Annotated in this window: 14 protein-coding genes; 10 read left to right on the forward strand and 4 right to left on the reverse strand. The window is 36.6% G+C overall.

Translation table 11 applies throughout. The features are described 5' to 3' along the window. The first annotated feature begins 6 nt into the window (after positions 1-6). The 4 genes from pheT to LKE46_RS01060 all read left to right on the forward strand — a co-directional run bounded on the left by pheT (position 7) and on the right by LKE46_RS01060 (position 5,284). Positions 7-2,385 carry a phenylalanine--tRNA ligase subunit beta gene (gene pheT / locus LKE46_RS01045; protein ID WP_291717586.1) on the forward strand — a complete coding sequence of 793 codons (2,379 nt, stop codon included), beginning with the start codon at positions 7-9 and terminating at the stop codon, positions 2,383-2,385. Between the two features lie 174 nt (positions 2,386-2,559). Further along, a complete protein-coding gene (zapA, locus tag LKE46_RS01050) occupies positions 2,560-3,171 on the forward strand; it encodes a cell division protein ZapA (RefSeq protein WP_291717588.1) in 612 nt (203 codons plus the stop codon). 101 nt (positions 3,172-3,272) lie between these two features. Beyond that, positions 3,273-4,280 carry a glycosyltransferase family 4 protein gene (locus LKE46_RS01055; protein WP_291717590.1) on the forward strand — a complete coding sequence of 336 codons (1,008 nt, stop codon included), beginning with the start codon at positions 3,273-3,275 and terminating at the stop codon, positions 4,278-4,280. A 14-nt stretch (positions 4,281-4,294) separates the two neighbouring features. Further along, a complete protein-coding gene (locus tag LKE46_RS01060) occupies positions 4,295-5,284 on the forward strand; it encodes a glycosyltransferase (protein WP_291717592.1) in 990 nt (329 codons plus the stop codon). Positions 5,285-5,337: 53 nt separating this feature from the next. Here LKE46_RS01060 and LKE46_RS01065 read toward each other — a convergent pair whose 3' ends face one another. The 3 genes from LKE46_RS01065 to LKE46_RS01075 form a co-directional block, all read right to left on the reverse strand. Beyond that, entirely contained in the window at positions 5,338-6,390 is a 1,053-nt protein-coding gene (locus LKE46_RS01065; protein ID WP_291725502.1) for a tetratricopeptide repeat-containing glycosyltransferase family 2 protein, read from the reverse strand. A gap of 127 nt (positions 6,391-6,517) precedes the next feature. Next, positions 6,518-8,944, reverse strand: coding sequence for an exosporium glycoprotein BclB-related protein (locus tag LKE46_RS01070; RefSeq protein WP_291717594.1), 2,427 nt, complete (start codon positions 8,942-8,944; stop codon positions 6,518-6,520). Positions 8,945-9,239: 295 nt separating this feature from the next. Next, positions 9,240-9,758, reverse strand: coding sequence for a DUF4489 domain-containing protein (locus tag LKE46_RS01075; RefSeq protein ID WP_291717596.1), 519 nt, complete (start codon positions 9,756-9,758; stop codon positions 9,240-9,242). Positions 9,759-9,960: 202 nt separating this feature from the next. Here LKE46_RS01075 and LKE46_RS01080 point away from each other — a divergent pair, with 202 nt between their 5' ends. Genes LKE46_RS01080 through LKE46_RS01090 form a run of 3 tightly spaced genes read left to right on the forward strand, consistent with a single transcriptional unit; the run spans position 9,961 to position 15,191 of the window. Next, on the forward strand, positions 9,961-12,309 hold the full coding sequence (locus tag LKE46_RS01080) for a DUF3656 domain-containing U32 family peptidase (RefSeq protein ID WP_291717599.1): 2,349 nt from the start codon (positions 9,961-9,963) through the stop codon (positions 12,307-12,309). A 22-nt stretch (positions 12,310-12,331) separates the two neighbouring features. Further along, the gene (locus LKE46_RS01085; RefSeq protein WP_291717601.1) at positions 12,332-14,692 is read left to right on the forward strand and encodes an endonuclease MutS2; all 2,361 of its coding nucleotides are present in this window, start codon (positions 12,332-12,334) and stop codon (positions 14,690-14,692) included. Positions 14,693-14,720: 28 nt separating this feature from the next. Beyond that, the gene (locus LKE46_RS01090) at positions 14,721-15,191 is read left to right on the forward strand and encodes a DUF523 domain-containing protein (RefSeq protein WP_291717603.1); all 471 of its coding nucleotides are present in this window, start codon (positions 14,721-14,723) and stop codon (positions 15,189-15,191) included. Here the strand turns inward: LKE46_RS01090 and LKE46_RS01095 are convergent. Then, on the reverse strand, positions 15,177-16,652 hold the full coding sequence (locus LKE46_RS01095) for an aminotransferase class I/II-fold pyridoxal phosphate-dependent enzyme (protein ID WP_291717605.1): 1,476 nt from the start codon (positions 16,650-16,652) through the stop codon (positions 15,177-15,179). The genes LKE46_RS01090 and LKE46_RS01095 overlap by 15 nt on opposite strands. A 228-nt stretch (positions 16,653-16,880) precedes the next feature. On the opposite strand from LKE46_RS01095, the gene LKE46_RS01100 reads away from it, so the two are divergent. Genes LKE46_RS01100 through galU form a run of 3 tightly spaced genes read left to right on the forward strand, consistent with a single transcriptional unit; the run spans position 16,881 to position 20,682 of the window. Beyond that, positions 16,881-18,617: a phospho-sugar mutase gene (locus LKE46_RS01100; RefSeq protein ID WP_291717607.1), complete on the forward strand. Its 1,737-nt coding sequence runs from the start codon at positions 16,881-16,883 to the stop codon at positions 18,615-18,617. A gap of 29 nt (positions 18,618-18,646) precedes the next feature. Then, positions 18,647-19,726 (forward strand): tetratricopeptide repeat protein, encoded by a 1,080-nt coding sequence (locus LKE46_RS01105; protein ID WP_291717609.1) that lies wholly within the window; start codon positions 18,647-18,649, stop codon positions 19,724-19,726. 23 nt (positions 19,727-19,749) lie between these two features. Then, a complete protein-coding gene (gene galU, locus LKE46_RS01110) occupies positions 19,750-20,682 on the forward strand; it encodes a UTP--glucose-1-phosphate uridylyltransferase GalU (RefSeq protein ID WP_291717611.1) in 933 nt (310 codons plus the stop codon). Positions 20,683-20,685 lie beyond the last annotated feature (3 nt).

Raw genomic sequence — 20,685 nt, forward strand, 5'->3', positions numbered from 1 at the left:
TTATTTATGAAAGTTCCAGTAAGATGGTTGAAGGATTATGTAAATGTTGATATTCCAGCTAAAGAATTAGGAGATAAACTTACCTTGAGCGGATCAAAAGTGGAGGAGGTCATAACTACGGGAGATGAAATAAATAGCGTAGTTACCGGTAAAATCATAAAGATAGAGAAACATCCCGATGCAGATAAGTTATTTGTGTGCAGTGTTGATATAGGAAAAGAGGAACCTATTCAGATAGTTACAGCTGCCACCAACATGAAGGAGCAGGATATAGTGCCTGTGGCACTGCATGGTTCCACCATACACGGCGGCGTGAAGATAAAAAAGGGAAAACTTAGAGGTATTATGTCAAACGGAATGTTCTGTTCCGAAGAGGAACTTGGCATAGCTGGAGATAAGCCGGTATATGGACTTATGATACTTCCAGGATCTACACCTATTGGCAGTGACATAAAGTCGGTTCTTGACTTGGACAGCAGTGTAATAGATTTTGAAATAACATCCAACAGACCGGATTGTCTGAGTGTTATGGGAATAGCAAGGGAAACAGCTGCAATACTAAATGGAAAATATAGAGCTCCGGATATGTCATATAGGGAATGTCGGGACGAAGACATTAAAGATAAATTGAAAGTTGAAGTGGAAGATGAACTTTGCAGAAGATACATAGCAAAAATAATAAGAAATGTAAAAATAGCTCAATCACCGGGCTGGATGCAGAAAAGACTTTTAGAATCGGGAGTAAGACCTATAAACAATATAGTTGATATAACCAATTTCGTAATGCTTGAGCTTGGTCAGCCCATGCATGCTTATGATTTAAGGAATGTAGGATCAAGGACCATAGTTGTAAGAAGGGCCGGAGACGGTGAAAAGTTTACTACTTTGGACGGAGAAGAGAGAGAACTTGACAGAAATGTACTTACAATAAGGGATGGAGAAAGAGCAATAGGTCTTGCCGGAATAATGGGAGGACTTAACTCGGAAATAAAAGATGATACCAGAGACATAGTATTTGAATGTGCAAATTTTGATGGTACCAATATAAGAATTTCAGCACAGAAACTTTCACTTAGAACAGAAGCTTCATCCAGATTTGAGAAGGACCTGGATCCAAACCTGGCTGAAATTGCCATGAACAGGGCATGTCATCTGGTAGAAAAACTCGGTGCAGGAGAAATTATAGAAGGAAGTATTGATATTTATAATAAAAAGATTGAGCCTCATTATTTAGAGGTGGATTCATGCTGGATCAATAAATTTCTTGGAATAGACATATCAGCAGAACAAATGGCTCAATATCTTGACAGACTTGAATTAAAAGCGGAAATAAATAGTAGTATGCTGAAAATTCATGTTCCTACATTTAGAAGTGATATTAATATAAAAGAAGATGTAGCTGAAGAAGTGGCAAGAATATATGGATACGATAAAATACCATCTACTATAATAGATAGTGTAAATACCAGGGGTGGAAAAAGTGAAAAGCAGAAATTGGATGACAAGATTATAGACATACTTATTGCAAGTGGTTTGAATCAGTCTATAAGTTATTCTTTTTTCAGCAGGAAATCTTTTGATAAAATATGCCTTGATGAAGACAGTCAACTGAGGAAAGTAGTGACTATAAGAAATCCATTGGGTGAAGATTACAGTGTAATGAGAACTACTACAATTCCACCTATGATGGAGGCTCTTGGCAGAAACTATTCACGAAATAATAAATCTGCACGACTATTTGAAATTGGAAGAATATACATACCCAAAGATGATATGAACAAACTTCCAGATGAAAAAAATATGGTAACTGCAGGCATGTATGGAAATGTGGATTATTTTGATTTAAAAGGTGTTGTAGAAAATATTCTGTCATCTTTTCAAATAAAAGATTTTTCATTAAAGAGAGAGAGCAGCAATCCCACATTTCATCCAGGCAGGACTGCAAATCTCTATATAAAAAATAAATTTATAGGGGTTTTCGGAGAAGTACATCCAAATGTTGTTGAAAACTATGGAATTGAAGACAGATGCTATATATTTGAGTTGAACCTGGACTTGATTTATAGATATTCAAATTCCGATAAAAAGTATAGACCGCTTCCTAAATTCCCGGCTGTTTCAAGGGATATAGCCGTACTTGTGGATAAAGACGTACTTGTAGAGGATGTAGAAAATATAATTAGACATCAGGGAGGCAAAATGGTTGAGAATATAAAATTATTTGATGTGTATACTGGAAAACAAATAGAAAGAGGAAAAAAGTCCATAGCGTATTCCATATCTTACAGGCTTGAAAATAGAACTTTAACGGATTCAGAGGTAAACAAGGTTCATGACAGAATATTGAAAAATCTTGAGAACAAGCTTGGAGCAAAATTGAGATAGATAAATTGACAGACTGGCCTTGTCATTGAGTATTTAAATTCAATGACAAAGTCATTTCAAGAAAACCAATACAGGAATTTTTTACCATTAAATTTAATTAGCGGTTTAATATGTGAGGAATTTGTGATAAAATAGTTTTATATTGAAAACAGCAGTATCTGAGAGGGTGTTCAAATGAATGTAGTGACAGTTGTCATAAATGGCATAGAGTATAACTTAAAAGGTGACGAACAGGAAGAATATCTACACACATTGGCCAGTTATGTTGACAAAAAAGTAAAAAGTGTGCTGGAAATCAACAATAAATTAAGCACTTCCTCAGCGGCTATACTGTCGGCGGTGAATGTAGCTGATGATATGTTTAAAATGAGAGAATCCAATAAAAAGCTGGAAAAGGAATCTGAACAGTTTAAAAAAATTCAGAAAGTATATGAAGAAGAGATAGCTTCTCTAAAGAAGCAAATTCAATATAAGGAAGAATATAATGCAGAACTTCAGCAAAAATTGAAAGATTACGAGCAAAGTGGGTATTCCAAGAAAAAAGCTGAAGAAAAGGATAATGAAGTTCAAAAGTTGAAAGAGGAAATAGATATAACCAATGAAGCTGCAAAGGAGTATTTAAAAGAAAATGAGGAAATTAAATCTGAAAATAGGGAGTATAAATTTAAAGTTCAATCCCTTAAATATAAAATAATGGATCTCCAACATAAACTGGAACAAAATCAAATAAGTCTGGCAAAGGAAAGAAGCAGAAAGAATCCTCTTTTAAATGATAAATCAAATTAGAAACCGAACTAAATAGAAAGTTTTAGTTCGGTTTCTTTGTGTGGATATTTTCTGCATGCTGCATATAATAAAATAATATATCAAGTAAACTCAGGAGTAGTATGGTGGTAAATATATTATTTTGCATAAGGGAGGATTATGATAGAAATTTTGCAGGTGATTCAATGCAGTTTATCAAAACTATAAAATACCTTGAAAAAAAAGGCATAAAGGTGGATATAAATACAGGAATGATACAGGATTATTCCAAGTATGATATTATCCATTTATTCAATCTTACAAGAATAAGGGATACGTATAGTTATTATAAAAAGGCAAGATGCTTTGGAAAAAAGATAGTGTTATCACCTGTATACTGGAATCTAATAAAGTATTATAAGTTTATTCATGATGAACACGATATAGAATTGTGGAACAGGGGAAACACCAAGAGAAAGAGTATACTTCAGGGCTGTGATATGGTATATCCAAACAGTGAGCTTGAAGGAAAAGCAATATGTAAGGATTTCAATATGGATGTACCATATACAGTCGTTTATAATGGAGTTGAAACCGGGAATAGTGATATTGTAAAGTTTGACTTTAGAAAAAAGTACAGTTTGGAAAACTATATACTCTGTGCAGCTAGAATATGCAGCAGGAAGAATCAGCTTGCATTGTGCAGGGCGGCGCAGTATTTGAAATATGAACTGGTACTTGTGGGAAATATAAATGACAAGGCATATTTTAGAAAATGTATGAATTATAGAAATGTAAAATATCTTGGATTTATGGATAAATATAATCTATATAATGCATATAGATGTGCGAAGGTCCATATACTCCCAAGTTTTGTGGAAACTCCGGGGCTTTCATCACTTGAAGCCGCTTCTCTGGGATGTAACATAGTGTCGACTCTGGAGGGGAGCAGTAAGGAATATTTTAAAGATAAATGTATCTATTGCGATCCCTACAGTGAAGTGAGTATAAGAAAATCACTTGAAAATGCCTTGAATATGGCTGAAAGGGGCGGAGAATCCAAGGAATTAAAAGAATACGTGAATTTAAATTACAATTGGGAAAAATGTATAGATAAATTATATAGAAGCTATGAGATTTTATTAAGTTAGACCAGGTGATATTTATGGCAACTTTTATTCAAATGCCTACAGTTCCATATAATAGAATGTATCAGAGACCACAGCAGATAATGAGAAAATTGAGTGAGAGAGGACATACTGTATATTATATGGACAATATAAGGGAAAACTATATCATAAGAATAAATAAAAAATTATATGAGATTGGAGCGAATTACAGTATAGACACAAATCGGTTGGAGAGACCGATAATATTATGGTGTTCTCATCCGGAGAATGTAACCAGGATAGATAATCTATATCATGATTATATAATATTTGACATAATAGATGATTATTCCTACGAGTTTGAAAGCTGGAATGTATATTTAAAGGATATGTTGAAAGCTGCAAATATCATATTTGCCACTTCTGAAGAACTCTACAATAAATTTTTGACAGAATGTCATAAAATATACATGATAAAAAACGGACTGGATATAGAAAACTTTTCACCGGATAAAAAGAGCATTCCTGCAGATTTGCCATCAGGGAAAAAGATTGTGGGATATGTGGGGGCTGTTGCCGGCTGGATAGACTGGGAATTGATAAAATATATATCTGGAGGCAATTATAATATTGTTTTCATCGGTCCCAAAATTGGCAGTATAGATTTGGAGTTCAATAAAAATAATGTGTATTTTTTAGGAGAGAAAAAATACTGGCAGCTTCCATTTTATATAAGTAATTTTAATTGCTGTATTATACCTTTTAAAGTAAATAAAATGACCAACAGCTGTGATCCTATAAAGTTATATGAGTATATGGCATTGGGGAAACCTGTAGTAAGTACTGCCATACATGAAATAATAAAACTAGGGAATCTATGTTATGTATCTAGAAACTTTACAGAATTTATTATAAATCTGAATAAAGCGATTAATGATATCGATATGGAAACAGCCATTGCAAGGAGAAGGTTTTCAATAAATAACAGCTGGGATGAAAGGGTTGATCTGGTAATTAAGAAATTAAAAGATGACAATATATTATGACAAGCTACCGCATACTTGTTATTTTAAGACAGGGTAGCCCGAACGTAATCCGATTATAAAATTCCAATATTGTTGAAATACTTTCTATTGAATTTGATTTTTTCGTCTTCCGGTATAAATGCTGCTGCCATTTCATTGTGTTCATATGCCAGTTTATGATTACCAATGATATCATAACATACACATAATTGAAGGTGGGGAATCCATGTCCAATATGCATCATTGAAAAACCCGAGGCTGTCTTTGGGTTTTTCCACTTTCAGGGCCATGTCATACCAGAAAATTGCCTGTGCAATTTTGCTTTCTTTGAAAAACGATAAGCCTAATCTGCAGCATCCTTCAGCTCTGGGATTGTCATATTCAAAGCTCTTGAATATATAATTTCTTGCCTTTAAAAATTCTCCTGTCTTCTCGTAATAATCAAATATTTTATTACATACATTTATATTGTCTTCATACCAACCCATGTTTGAATTTAGAAATTTAGTATAGTATTCAACTGCCTCCTCATATCTGTTGTGGTCATAGAGTTCATTTCCATAATAAAGTATGTCTCTTAAAGAAAAATCCACACCTTGTTTTAACTTATTTTCATATATTTCAATATTTCTCTTAGGTTTATACTCCATCTTTCTATGGGTTATACTTATACTGCTGTTGATTATATTTCCGTATACTTTGAGATATTCATGAACAAACCCTAGCCATCTGAAATTTTTTTCTCTTTTTATCAATCTATTTCTCCTGTAACTCAAAGTTATATTTCCGTATTTGTCAAATCCAACATTATACTTCATTGTTACAGAATCCACAGAGTGATCCAAAGTATCTTTCAATGCGCTGAATTTTTTTATGTCTTCAGGAAGAAGAATATCATCTGCATCCATCCATAATATATATTCCTTGGTTGCTTTGCTGAAAGAAAAGTTTCTTGCAGCAGAAAAATCGTCTACCCATTTAAAATCATATATTTTATTGGTAAACTTTTTACATATATTTATTGAATTATCAGAAGAACCTGTATCTACAATTATTATCTCATCTACTATGTCTTTGATTGAATCAAGGCATCTTTCTATTACTTTTTCTTCGTTTTTGATTATCATACATAAACTTATAGTTATAAAATTTGGCAAAAAATCATCTCCTCGTTTAAAATCTTTATGTATAATAGGATAAGAACAAAATAATTGATAGAAGGACTGCTTAAGCAGTCCTTCTAAAAATGGTGTATTAGGAAATTCCAACACCTGCACTGGCGTAACCTGCAACGGTATTAATGAGACTAAGTCCTGATGCCGTTGCTGAGAATACCAGTAATAGTCGGGTACCTGCAGTTACAGAAATTGATAATCCTTCAGTCAATCCACTGCTCGTATTGCCTATAGATACTAAACCAGACAGTGCCGGAGATAAAGTTGCAACAGCACCCGGAATTGCAGTGAAACTATTGTCAGGAGCAGTCGATTGATATAACTGTGCTGTAATAGTTGTTGTTGAACCTATAAGAGATAATGCTGCACTTGTACTGAAATATGCTGCTATTGAGGTTATAACTCCATCACGGGGAACTGAAAATGCCATATTAATCAATGTCCCTGCAGCTCCAGTCAAATCAATTGTTCCACCTGTGACGTTTATATTAGTAGCAGAGTTTCCGAATCCCAGAACGCTTGCTGTACCAATTAATCCACCAGCAACAGTAGTCAGCACGACAGGACTTCCAGATGCAAATGGAATTATAGCACCAGCACCATCAGCACCGGCAGGGCCAGTAGGACCAGTAGGGCCTATAGGACCTTGAGGGCCGGTAGCACCTGGATTGCCTTGAATACCTTGAGGACCTTGAGGACCGACAGGACCTTGAGGACCAGTAGGGCCAGTAGGGCCGACAGAACCTTGGGCACCAGTAGCACCTTGAGGACCAGCAGGGCCTTGAGCGCCAGTAGGACCGGTAGGGCCAGCAGGACCTTGAGGGCCTTGAGGACCCTGATCACCGGCAGGACCCTGGGCACCAGTAGGACCAACAGGACCCTGAGGACCTTCTACACCTTGAGGACCAGTAGGACCGGCAGGACCAACAGAACCTTGGGCACCAGTAGGACCGGCAGGACCAGCAGGACCCTGGGCACCAGTAGCACCGTTGGCACCGGTAGGGCCAGTGGCACCTGTATTACCCTGAATACCCTGAGGACCCTGAGGACCTTCTACACCCTGTGCACCAGTAGGACCAGTAGGGCCGGCAGGACCAACAGGACCTTCTACACCTTGAGGACCGGTAGCACCAGCAGGACCGACAGGACCTTGAGAACCTTCAGGACCCTGGGCACCAGTAGCACCCTGAGGACCAGCAGGACCTTGAGGGCCAGTAGCACCGTTGGCACCGGCAGGACCCTGTGCACCAGCAGGACCTTGAGGGCCTTGAGGACCGGTAGGACCTACGGCACCATCAGCACCGGCAGGACCCTGTGCACCAGTAGGACCAGCAGGACCCTGAGGACCGGTAGCACCATCGGCACCGGTATTACCCTGGATACCTTCTGGACCTTGAGGACCCTGGGCACCAGTAGGACCGACAGGACCTTGAGGACCGGTAGCACCGTTGGCACCAGCAGGGCCCTGAGGACCAGTAGGGCCTTGAAGACCTTGAGGACCGGTAGCACCGTTGGCACCGGCAGGGCCCTGAGCACCAGTAGGACCGACAGGACCTTGAGGGCCGGTAGCACCGTTGGCACCAGCAGGACCCTGTGCACCAGTAGGACCTATAGGACCTTGAGGGCCGGTAGCACCGTTGGCACCAGCAGGACCCTGAGCACCAGTAGGACCGACAGGACCTTGAGGGCCAGTAGCACCGTTGGCACCAGCAGGACCCTGTGCACCAGTAGGACCAACAGGGCCTTGAGGACCGGTAGCACCGTTGGCGCCGGCAGGACCCTGGGCACCGGTAGGACCTATAGGACCAGCAGGGCCTTGAAGACCTTGAGCGCCAGTAGGACCGACAGGACCCTGAGGACCTTGAGCACCAGTAGGGCCTATAGGTCCGGCAGGACCTTGAGGACCAGTAGGTCCAGTTGGACATATAGGGCAAGGTGGAGGGCAAGGCGGTGGACAAGGCGATCCGCAATCATATTCGATTGACAGATAAGGAGGGTTTTGACCTCTGCTGCTGTCATATCCTATTATTGTATTCACAATATTTTCTATTCCTATTAAGGTTAGTCCATTATTTTCAATAGTGTGGTTGTACCATCCTCTAACCAACTCAGTAATATCTATTTGTATATAATTACATAAATCACCATCTGTAATTATTGTAGATCCATAAGGAGTTTGAAATACATTTGGTTTGTTATTCCACGTAACTGTATTTTCACTAAAGTCATTTAAATTTCTATATGCAGTCACGTATTGAGGCTGAAGGTTGCAATCTGGCGTGTTTTTTCCATTTACATAGAGATTTAAAACGGCATTTTTTATTGTACATCCAGATGGAATTGAACCTGGAATGTTGAATTTTAACAGGGATCTATACGCATCTGCATGTCCGCAGTTTTGGGTATATTGCCCGGTATATAAGGATGATGATGAGACAAAATTGGTATTTGAGAAAAACTCTGCTACATACACATCATCCGTTGGATAAGCTGTATAAAAAGCCATAGATTTACCTCCTCACTTTCGAGTATTATTCTGTTGTAATGAATGTTTTAAGTTTTATTTGTGGTTCAATTATAATATATGGATTCCTATTAAACTTGGTTACATGTTTTACAGGAATACAGACATAAAGATGAATATAATCAGAGGATTCAGTACTGAAAGTGTATTTCAATACCAAATCCTCTGATTTACAGACGAAAATATGGAATATCTCATTGTTTTGAGACAATCCATATAATAATTTAATATTAATGTATAGATAGGCAACTTGGTTTAAAGCTGTATATCTATATTTTTAGTTGCAGGAGCATCCGCAGGTTACTATTGCTCCAAGTGTTGAATTGTTCAGTGAAAGTGTACCAAGGGCAACAGTTGTTGTTGCTACTACCGTATAGGTACAGCATCCGTCAAAACATGAATCATCACAATCGCAGACAAAGAATGAAAAAGTATCATTGCCTATTGCTATAGGACCGTAGCTCCATGTTGGACCTATAGGAACTGGATTCATCTGACCAGTGCATTGTTTGAATACTTGAAATCTCAAAATACCGGCACCTGCAACGGTTCCTATGAGATTGGTGGCAAATTCAAGTTTTACACATGGATTTGATATTTTTGAAGTATTCAAATTCAGGGAAGCAACAGTAAAACTATCTCCAATTGATACAAGAGGTACTACAGTTGAAGTAGGACAGCTACATTTAATTATTGGCTGACAGCTTTTTTCTTCTTTTTGTTCTACCTTGCAGGGATTTACAGCGCAAGGATTATAATTATTATCGTAGCAATTGCCATTTGATAATGAATTCATAAATAAAATCCTCCTTAAATATACATATAAATTAGAGTAAAAAATAGTTTGTTATCAATTTTGTCATTGACTCCTAATACAATATATGAGTCTTGATAAAAAAGGTGATGATAAATGCATTTCCAGCTGGTTTTTTGATAATTACTTTGATTGTGTCAAAGATTACTATATAATTAGTATTGTGCAAGGAGATGAAGTGGAGATGAAAAAAATAGAGCTTTTGGCACCTGCAGGTAATCTTGAAAGTGTGTATGCGGCAGTTCAATCTGGAGCAAATGCTGTTTATCTTGGAGGAAGTAGATTTTCGGCCAGGGCATATGCGGACAATTTTGATGATGAAATTATGAAAAAAACAGTTGATTACTGCCATCTGTATGACGTAAAGATATATGTTACAGTAAATACAATTATAAAGGAAAAGGAAATTAAAGATGCGGTTTCATATGCAGGGTTTCTATATGATGTAGGAGTTGATGCACTTATAGTTCAGGACATAGGATTTGCAGTTCTTGTAAAAAAATATTTTCCAAACTTTAAACTTCATGCATCAACCCAGATGACGGTACATAATTTAGAAACCGCCCTTTTTTTAGAAAGCATAGGGTTTGACAGAATAGTTCTATCAAGAGAGTTGTCCTTAAAAGAAATAGAATCTATATCGAAAATACTTAATATGGATATTGAAGTGTTTGTTCATGGTGCACTCTGTGTATGCTATTCTGGACAATGCCTTATGAGCAGCATGATAGGCGGAAGAAGTGGAAACAGGGGGAAATGTGCCCAGCCCTGCAGACTGCCATATAGCATAGTTAAAGAAATGGATGATTCTTCAAAAAAAGGCTATCTTTTAAGCCCAAAGGATATGTGCACTATTGAAAATATAGGAGATATATTGAGAACTGGGGCATGTTCTTTAAAGATTGAGGGAAGGATGAAAAGACCTGAATATGTAGCAGGTGTCGTCAGGGAATATAGAAAAGCTATAGATAGCTTCCTGAATGACGGTATTGAAAAAATTCCGAAAACTGAAAGTATAAGGAAGCTTCTTCAACTGTTTAACAGGGAAGGATTTACAAAAGCCTACTTGCTCAAAAATACTGGCAGAGACATGATGTCCTATTCATTTCCAAGAAATACGGGAATTCAAATTGGAGAAGTTAAAAGTGATATGACAATTATTTTAAAAGAGGATATATTCATAGGTGATGGAATCAGAAACGGGAGAAGTGGTTTCAATATATGTAAAATAATCAAGAATGGAAAGGAAGTAGATGAGGCTAAAAAAGGTGACCATGTAAAACTTTTCCCATCAGATTACAGATATGGTGATATAATATATAGGACTTCGGATTCTGCTCAGATGAGAGAGCTTCAGTCTGTGTATAAAAATCCATATGGGAAAAAAATAGACTTGAATCTGAGAGTTAAATTTGAATTGGGAAATCCCATTGAACTTACAGCCAATTATGATGAACATGATTTTGTTGTAAAAGGGGAAGTTGTGGAAAGAGCACTAAAAAGACCTCTTAGCAAAGAAAGAATTTGCAGCAGTCTTTTAAAAACCGGGAATACTGTATTTGAATTTGGCAATATAGAATTTACAGATTATGAAGAAGGATTTTTACCTGTAGCTTCCCTGAATGCTGTCAGAAGGAAGCTTACAGATGAAATTGAAAAATACATATTATCTAAAAATAGATGTCGTGTTGAGAATACCAAATATGCAAATTGGGATATAGGCAGGAGTAGAGAACTTGAGTTACCTGAAAATATGGTTTTTGTATCAAATAGAGAACAGCTTAAAGCAGTATTGGAATCGAATTTGCATTGTATATGTATAAATCCATTTCAGCGCAATTGTCAAATTAGGCTGGGTGATATAGAAAAAAAGGTATATATAATGATTCCAAACATAGTAAAAGAGGAATTTAATTATATATGTAAATTTGTACAGGATAATCTACATATGATACAGGGAATAGTTACATCTAATTTAGGCATAATAAGTAAATTTGGAGGAAAGCTGAATATAATAGGTGATTATAAACTTAATATATTCAACAGCGAGGCTCTTGCTTTCTATAATAAATTGACCTGTGGAAACTGTCTGAGTGTAGAATTGAGCAAAGATGAGATAAAGAATATACTTGGACATATAAAGTCAGGATGTCAGCTCATGGTGTATGGAAGAATACAGCTGATGGTAAGTGAATACTGCGTTATAGGAAGTACCTTTGGCGGCAAAACTGCCTGCAGAGAATGCAATAGTTCCTGCAGATATGGAAACTATTATCTTGTAGACAGAAAAAATAAAGAGTTTCCACTGAGAACGGATAAGTTTTGCAGGGGATATGTATACAACAGTGTACCATTGAATTTATTGCAAAATATTAAAGAACTTAAAAACATAGGAGTAAACAGCTTTAGAATGGATTTTATAGATGAAAGCTATGAGAAGACCAAGGAAGTATTGAATGCCTTTGTTCAAGAGAAATGGGAAAAGGATTTTTCAAGGTTTACACGTGGTCACTATAAAAGAGGGATAGATTAGGAAAGGAGTTTTACGAGGCAAGATGAACGATAAATCTCTAAAGGTTTTGGAATTTGATAAAGTAAAAAACAAATTAAAAAAATATACAAGTACCGATGCAGCAAAGGATATAGTGGATGATTTAAGGCCCTATGATAACATATATGAAGCAAGGCAGCATTTGGAGGAAACTGGGGAAGCATTCAGGCTTCTTATAGAAAAAGGTTTACCTCCATTTGAAGGAGTTTATGATGCAAGAAATGCTATAGTGATGGCCAAAAAGGGTTCCATGCTCATGGCAGTTCAGATTTTGAGAATAGGTGCTGTTTTAAGGGCTTCACGTAGATTTAAGAAATATGTAAGTCATAAAGAGGATGAAGAAACTTTCAAGATAATAGAAGATATCTGCTCCGGGATAACAGAGTTGAAGTTTCTGGAAGATAAAATATTCATGTCCATAGAAAGTGAAGATACAATTTATGACAAGGCCAGTTCTAAATTGTACAATATAAGAAGGGCATTGAGAGATAAGAATTCTTCTGTAAGGGATAAGGTAAATTCTCTTGTTAGAAGTTATTCTCAATACCTTCAGGATGCACTCTATACTGTAAGAGGAGATAGATATGTACTCCCTGTAAAAGCGGAATATAAATTAATGGTACCAGGTCTAGTTCATGATCAAAGCTCAAGCGGGGCCACGTTATATATAGAACCTATGGGACTTGTAAATCTAAATAATGAAATAAAAGAATTGATGATGGAAGAAAATGCTGAAATAGAGAGGATACTCGCAGAATTATCGGGACAGATATACGGCAGTATATCTGCAGTTGAGATTAATGCGGATATATTGTGGGAACTGGACTTTATTTTTGCAAAGGCCAGATTTGCAAGTGACTTTAACTATACGATACCGGAAATAAATGATGAAGGTATAATGGATATAATACAGGCGAAACATCCTCTTATAGACGGAAAAGTTGCAGTGCCCATGGATTTTTATATGGGAAGGGATTTTAGGTCCTTGATAATAACAGGTCCCAATACAGGTGGAAAAACTGTTACATTAAAAACCGTAGGACTTGTACACATCATGGCATTAAGCGGACTTATGATACCTGCCAGGGAAAATTCCACTGTAGGATTTTTCAAGGAGATTTTTGCAGATATTGGAGATGAACAGAGTATTGAACAGAATCTTTCTACCTTTTCATCTCATATGACAAATACAGTAAACATAATAGATAAGGCAGACAGCAGTTCCCTTGTGCTCTTTGATGAACTGGGTGCAGGTACTGATCCTACGGAGGGAGCGGCACTTGCTGTAGCAATACTGGAGAACTTGAAGGGGAAAAGAGCAAGTATTGTTGCCACAACCCATTACAGTGAACTGAAAGTATATGCATTGAGAACTGATAGGGTAGAGAATGCATCTGTGGAGTTTGATGTAGAAACATTGAGACCTACCTATAGACTTATAATAGGAATACCTGGAAAATCAAATGCTTTTGAAATATCCAGAAGACTCGGGCTTCCAGATTATATAATAGAAGATGCAAGACAAAATATATCCAGTGAAGCTCTTAGATTTGAAGATCTCATTCAGAGTCTCCAGAGCAAAAATCTGAAGGCCGAGAAGTATTATAGGGAGGCTGAAAATTTAAGAGCCGAAGCGCTTCACATTAAGGAACAGTATGAGAATAAATTCCACAAATTAAAAGATTCGAGAGAGAAGACAATTATAGAGGCTCATAGAGAGGCAAAGAATATAATAAGAGAGGCAAAAGAAGAAGCTGACGCTATCCTAAGGGAAATGCACCAGCTTGAAGAAATGGGATACAACAGTGATGCAAGACAGAAACTGGAACAACAAAGAAGAAAACTTGGTGAAAAATTAAATAATGCAGAGAATAAATTGTATATAGACAAGGTTAATGATGGTGAAAATATTAAAAATGTAAAAGAGGGACAGGAGGTGTTTCTTCCATCTCTAAATCAGAATGTAATAGTGATCAATCCTCCAGATAATAAAGGTGAAGTTCAGGTTCAGGCAGGCATAATGAAAATAAGTGTAAAAATGAAGGATCTAAGAAAAATAAAAGGTGAATCAAAAAAGGAAAAGAAAAAAAAGAAGAAAGAGGTAAATCTTAATCTGAGGACTGTTCCGGTGTCCATAGATTTGAGGGGAATGGATTCTATTGAGGCAACCTATACAACTGATAAATATCTGGATGATGCATATATGAGCGGGCTCAAGGAAGTAACTATAATACATGGAAAAGGTACGGGAGTACTTAGGAATTCCATAAATGATATGTTAAAACGCCATTCTCATGTGGAAAATTACAGACTCGGGGAATATGGCGAGGGAGGAACAGGTGTCACAGTAGTTGAGCTCAAATAGATGCAATTATAAATATCAGGAGGTAAATATGCTTGCAGTAAGTGCGTGTCTTTGCGGGATAAATACAAGGTATGATGGAGGTAATAGCCTGAATGGGAGGATCCTAAAGTTAATGGAGTCCGGCATAGTTGTTCCATTTTGTCCAGAACAGCTTGGAGGGTTGGGTACGCCAAGACTTCCATGCGAGATATACGGTGGAGACGGCAGTGATGTAATAGACGGCAGTGCCATCATAATAAATCAGAAGAAACAGAATTTAACTGACAAGTTTCTAAAAGGAGCACATGAATCCATAAAGGTATGTAAAATGTGCAATATAAAAACGGCCGTATTAAAATCAAGGAGTCCGTCCTGCGGTTTTGGAGAGATATATGACGGCAGTTTTACAGGAAGTAAGATAAGCGGAAACGGGGTTACAGCGGAGATATTCAGAAGAAATGACATAAAGGTTTTCACAGAAGAGGAAATAGATGACAATTACAGCTTAATTGTCATCTGAAGAATCAACTACTTTTATATACTCCACTTCGGGATCTTCTGTTCCCTGTACGTAAAGGCCTGTGCTTTTGAGCTGACCTATATAGTCTACTATATCCCTTGTTATTTCCTCACCGGGACAGAGGACAGGAATTCCAGGTGGATAGGCCATTAGAAATTCACCGCTTATCATGCCAATGCTGCTTTTTAAAGGTACGGATTTTCTCTTGGAATTGAAAGCTTCTCTTGGAATTTTCAGCTGTCTTGGAATATCCGGAATATCCAGAAAATCAGATTTCACATGATTGCTTCCAGCATATTCAATGCTTATTTCTTTTAAAGCCTTTATGAGAATATCCATATTCTTTTTAGTATCACCGAAAGAACCTACGGCAAGCACATTGTATATATCTGACAGCTCCATCTGAATATTGTACTTATTTGAAAGGATCATATCCAGGTCATATCCGGTAATACCAAGATCCCTGCAGGTTATAGTTATTTTGGTTGGATCGAGGGAAAATACACCGCTGTTTCCAATTATCTCTTTGCCAAAGCAATAAAATCCTGGAATCTTGTTTATTTCGTATCTTGCGTAGTTTGATAGATCTATGGCTTTATCCAGCAGCTGTTTTCCATCTATGGCTATCTGACGCCTTGCACAATCCAATGAGGCCATCAGTATATATGATGGAGAAGTGGTTTGAAGAAGTGATAGAATCTGTTGAACTCTGTGTACATCAACCAGTCTGGAGTTTACATGCAGCAGGGAAGCCTGAGTCATGGCACCGATTATTTTGTGGGTGCTTTGACAGCATATATCACTTCCAGCTTCTATGGAGGATAGCGGCAGTCTATCATTGAAGGCCAGATGAGGACCATGGGCCTCATCTACTATTAAAGGGATATTATAGCTGTGAACTATATCGGCTATTTTTTTTATATCCGCTGCCACGCCGTAATAAGTTGGATTTATAATTAAAACAGCCTTTGCATCTTTGTTTTGAGAGAGTGTTCTGGAAACTGTTTCCGGAGTTACACCATGTGCAATACCAAGCCTTTTGTCAAGTTCAGGTGACATATATACTGGTATGGCTCCGCTCAGTATTATACCTGCAGTTACTGACTTGTGAACGTTTCTGGGTATTATTATTTTGTCGCCGGAATTTACAACAGACATTATCATTGCCTGGATAGCACCGGAAGTACCATGAATTGAAAAGAAGGCGGCATCTGATCCGTAAGCATCTGCAGCCAGTTCCTGTGCCTTTTTTATAGGGCCTGTTGGATGATGGAGGCTGTCAACTAGCTTAAAAACTGTAACATCTATTTTAAACGGATTTTCTCCAAGAAAGTTTTTAAATTCAGTATCTGCACCAGCACCTTTCTTGTGGCCTGGTACATGAAATGGTATTATGTCTCTGTTTACATATTCCATTAATGCATCAAATAGGGGAGTTTCATTTTGATCTAATCTATACACCCTTGTATAGCACCTTCTTCCATAAGAATACCTCTTAACTCTTGAAATTAAAGGGTTTACTGTATTTAATAAAAACTAATATTATTATATGTTAATTGTTTTATAAATTCAACAAGTATAGTATAATTAAAGTTATTAACTGTTAAATATTTCATAAATAATTATAGGTGGATATTGAAAAGAATTAACTTCTTTATAGTCTAATATAAATTAACGGGAGGTATGAATATGTATAAAGAAAAGTATGAAGAATGGTTGAATTCCAATTTTATCGATGAAAAAGCAAAATCTGAATTGAAAAACATAAAGGATGAAAAGGAAATAGAAGATAGATTTTATAAGGATCTGGAATTTGGAACAGGTGGACTTAGAGGGATAATGGCTGTGGGCAGCAACAGAATTAACGTATATACTGTGGGAAAGGCAACACAGGGATTGTCTGATTATCTTGCAGGTAAATATGGAAATAAAGAAAATATATCAGTGTGCATAGGGTATGATTCCAGATTGAATTCAAGTCAATTTGCTGAAACTGCCGCTCTAAATTTGTGTGCAAATGGTATAAAGGTGAATATCTTTGAATCACTGAGACCAACACCGATGTTGTCATATGCAGTTAGAGAACTTGGAAGCAAGGCTGGAATAGTCATAACTGCGTCGCATAATCCCAAAGAATATAATGGATACAAGGTATATGGAGAGGATGGGGGTCAGATTACAGATACTAATGCAAGGAAAATATTGGCTTGTATTGAGGACATCGACGATTTTTCGAAAATCAAAACTATGGATATAAATACTGCAAAGAGCAGAGGACTGTTAAATATAATAGGAGAAGAAATTGACAGATCCTATATAAGTAGAGTAAAGGAACTTGGAATAAGAAACGATCTTATAAAATCCAGAGCAAAAGAACTTGATATAATATATACACCGATTCATGGAAGTGGTAACATACCTGTAAGAAGGACATTGAGGGAACTTGGCTACGAAAAAGTAAATGTTGTAAAGGAACAGGAGCAGCCGGATGGGAATTTTCCTACAGCACAGTATCCAAATCCAGAGGATTCCAAAGTATTTAACATAGCGCTTGACATGGCTAAACGAATAAAGCCCGATATAATATTTGGAACTGATCCTGACTGTGATAGAATTGGAGTTGTGGTAAAGAATACTGAAGGTGAGTATAAAATACTGACTGGAAATCAGGTGGGAATTCTTCTGACTCACTATATAATATCATCTCTAAAAGAATTCGGCAGGCTGCCTGAAAACGGGGCAGTGGTAAAAACCATTGTTACAACTGATGCAGTTTTCAAAATAGCGGAAGATTATGGAGTAGAAATAGTAGAAGTACTTACGGGATTCAAGTATATAGGTGAAAAGATAAAAGAATTTAACGAAAATGGCAATAAAAAATTTATATTTGGATTTGAAGAGAGCTATGGATATCTGGCGGGGGATTTTGTAAGAGATAAGGATGCTGTAATTGCGGCCACTTTAATATGTGAGATGGCACTGTACTACAAGACAAAGAATAAGACACTTTATGAAGCACTTATGGATTTATATAAAAAGTATGGATTTTACAGGGAAAAACTTGTATCCATAGAGCTTAAGGGGAAAGAAGGACATGAAGAAATTGAAAAGGTTATGCAGTATCTGAGACATTCAATGAAGAATCATCTTGAAAATGTGAAAATAGTGAAGAAACTGGATTATAAACTAGGGGTGGAGAAAGATTTAGTCAATATAACGGAAAAGCATATAACATTACCTAAGTCGGATGTACTCAAGTTTATTTTTGAGGATAAATCATGGTTTGTTGTAAGACCGTCTGGTACAGAGCCTAAAATAAAAATTTATCTCTCTGTAATAGGTGACAGTCTGATGGATTCTGATAACAAAATTCAGGCCCTGCAGAAAAAAGTAAACAGGATACTTGATGATGCACGTAATTGTTAAAATATAAATTTAAGACACAGGTGAAGTTCATGAATATAAAAGCACGTTTAAAAGATAAATTATCCAATATATTGTTTTTAGAAATAGATGAAACTATGCTGGAGAAAATTTTTAAAGTTGAATTTGAAGAACAGATATATCTTCCTGTAAAGGCTGACAACATAATTGAGAGTGTTAAATCTAAAAATGACATGGAAAAAATTCCTGCTGGATTTTTTATAGAGGGTATGTTTTATGTAATGGGAACTGATGGAAATTTTAAGTTTAATCATTATTATATTGATATACTGAAAAAAGCTCCAGACAGCGTTAAATTTATAAAAGGTAAAATAGCAAGGGGCATAAAAAACGGTAAATATGAAGATGCATATATACTGTTCAAGGGATTGTTGAATATTGATAATTCAACAGAAATATATGATAAACTTATAATAACGGTAGATTATTTAAGAAGGGAAGACAGTGCTTACAAGGAGGAGGAACTGGAAATCCTTGAAAATGCAGAGAGCATAGAAAATTATGCTCTTCCCTATTTTTACCATGCAGTAATCGAAAAGGAGAACGATGATTATGAAAAAGCCCTCTTTTATATAAACAGTTATATATCAAAGGGTGGAGAGGAGACTATTGATATTACTGATTTTAAGGAATCTGTAAAATCAATAGTTGATTTTGACAGAGCCAGGGAAATTCTAAATGAAAATCCCGAAGAAGCTTTGAAAATATTGCTGCCTCTTATAGATGTGCTTGGGGATCATCCCTCCATTTACTACTATGTAGCAGTAGGTTACAGAATGCTTCAAAATTATGAGAAGGCTGTATATTACCTCAATGAAGCACTTAGTATAAACAGCAGTATGGTTGAAATAATTAATGAAATGGGAATAAATTATGCATCCATGGGAGATTATAAAACTGCGGTCTCATATCTTAGAAAAGCATTTGAAGCAACTAAGTCTGTAGAGATATGTACTAATCTTATAATGTGCTATCTGAATCTTGGGGATTTGGACAATGCAGCAATACATTTGGATATTGCAAAAAAATTGGATCCAAAGGATGAGATAGTTATTCAGTTGGAGGATATAATAAAAAAGAATAGATTTTAGTATTGTGAAAGGAGATTTTAATATTGAGAGTAAAAAAAGCTATAATACCAGCAGCAGGACTTGGGACAAGATTTCTGCCGGCAACCAAGGCGCAACCGAAGGAAATGCTGCCTATAGTCGATAAACCTACAATACAGTATATTATAGAAGAAGCTGTTGCTTCGGGAATAGAGGAGATCTTAATAATTACGGGAAGAAATAAGAGGGCTATAGAGGATCACTTCGATAAATCAGTTGAACTTGAAAAAGAACTTGAAAGTCATGATAAAAAGGAGCTTCTAAGTTTAGTTCGGAAAATATCAAATATGGCAGATATATATTACATAAGGCAGAAGGAACCAAGAGGGTTGGGTCATGCCATAAGTTGTGCTGAAACTTTTGTGGGAAAGGAACCTTTTGCAGTAATGCTTGGAGATGATGTGGTAGACAGTAAGGTACCATGTCTTAGACAGCTTATAGACTGTTATGATGAATACAAGACTTCCATAATAGGTGTTCAGGAAGTACCGGAAGAAGAAGTTTATAAATATGGAATAGTAAAAGGAATGTATATAGAAGATAGGGTCTATAAAGTAAAAGGACTCGTTGAAAAACCTAAAGTAAAAGAGGCACCTTCCAATATAGCAATATTGGGAAGATATATAATAACTCCGGCAATATTCAAGATATTAAAGGATACGGTGCCTGGAAAAGGTGGGGAGATTCAACTTACAGATGCCCTCAGAAGTCTGGTTAAAGTGGAAGCTATGTATGCCTATAATTTTGAAGGAAGAAGGTATGATGTAGGTGACAAATTAGGCTTTCTGCAGGCTACAGTAGAGTATGCCTTGAAGAGAGATGAGCTTAGGAAGCCTTTTATGAAATATCTTCTTGGTTTGAGAGATACTGAACTGTTCAAAAAGGCAACTGATGAGATAATAGATGAATCTGGTAAAAATAAGTTTACAAATTCATAAATA

Source organism: Clostridium sp., from assembly GCF_022482905.1.
In the GTDB taxonomy this organism is placed as follows: domain Bacteria; phylum Bacillota; class Clostridia; order Clostridiales; family Clostridiaceae; genus Clostridium_B.

Coding starts and splice junctions, on each gene's coding strand:
- pheT (WP_291717586.1), top strand. CDS start 7: ATGAAAGTTCCAGTAAGATGGTTGAAGGATTATGTAAATGTTGATATT.
- LKE46_RS01080 (WP_291717599.1), top strand. CDS start 9,961: ATGAAAAAAATAGAGCTTTTGGCACCTGCAGGTAATCTTGAAAGTGTG.
- LKE46_RS01055 (WP_291717590.1), top strand. CDS start 3,273: ATGGTGGTAAATATATTATTTTGCATAAGGGAGGATTATGATAGAAAT.
- LKE46_RS01085 (WP_291717601.1), top strand. CDS start 12,332: ATGAACGATAAATCTCTAAAGGTTTTGGAATTTGATAAAGTAAAAAAC.
- LKE46_RS01090 (WP_291717603.1), top strand. CDS start 14,721: ATGCTTGCAGTAAGTGCGTGTCTTTGCGGGATAAATACAAGGTATGAT.
- LKE46_RS01105 (WP_291717609.1), top strand. CDS start 18,647: ATGAATATAAAAGCACGTTTAAAAGATAAATTATCCAATATATTGTTT.
- zapA (WP_291717588.1), top strand. CDS start 2,560: ATGAATGTAGTGACAGTTGTCATAAATGGCATAGAGTATAACTTAAAA.
- LKE46_RS01075 (WP_291717596.1), bottom strand. CDS start 9,758: ATGAATTCATTATCAAATGGCAATTGCTACGATAATAATTATAATCCT.
- LKE46_RS01060 (WP_291717592.1), top strand. CDS start 4,295: ATGGCAACTTTTATTCAAATGCCTACAGTTCCATATAATAGAATGTAT.
- LKE46_RS01100 (WP_291717607.1), top strand. CDS start 16,881: ATGTATAAAGAAAAGTATGAAGAATGGTTGAATTCCAATTTTATCGAT.
- LKE46_RS01065 (WP_291725502.1), bottom strand. CDS start 6,390: ATGATAATCAAAAACGAAGAAAAAGTAATAGAAAGATGCCTTGATTCA.
- LKE46_RS01070 (WP_291717594.1), bottom strand. CDS start 8,944: ATGGCTTTTTATACAGCTTATCCAACGGATGATGTGTATGTAGCAGAG.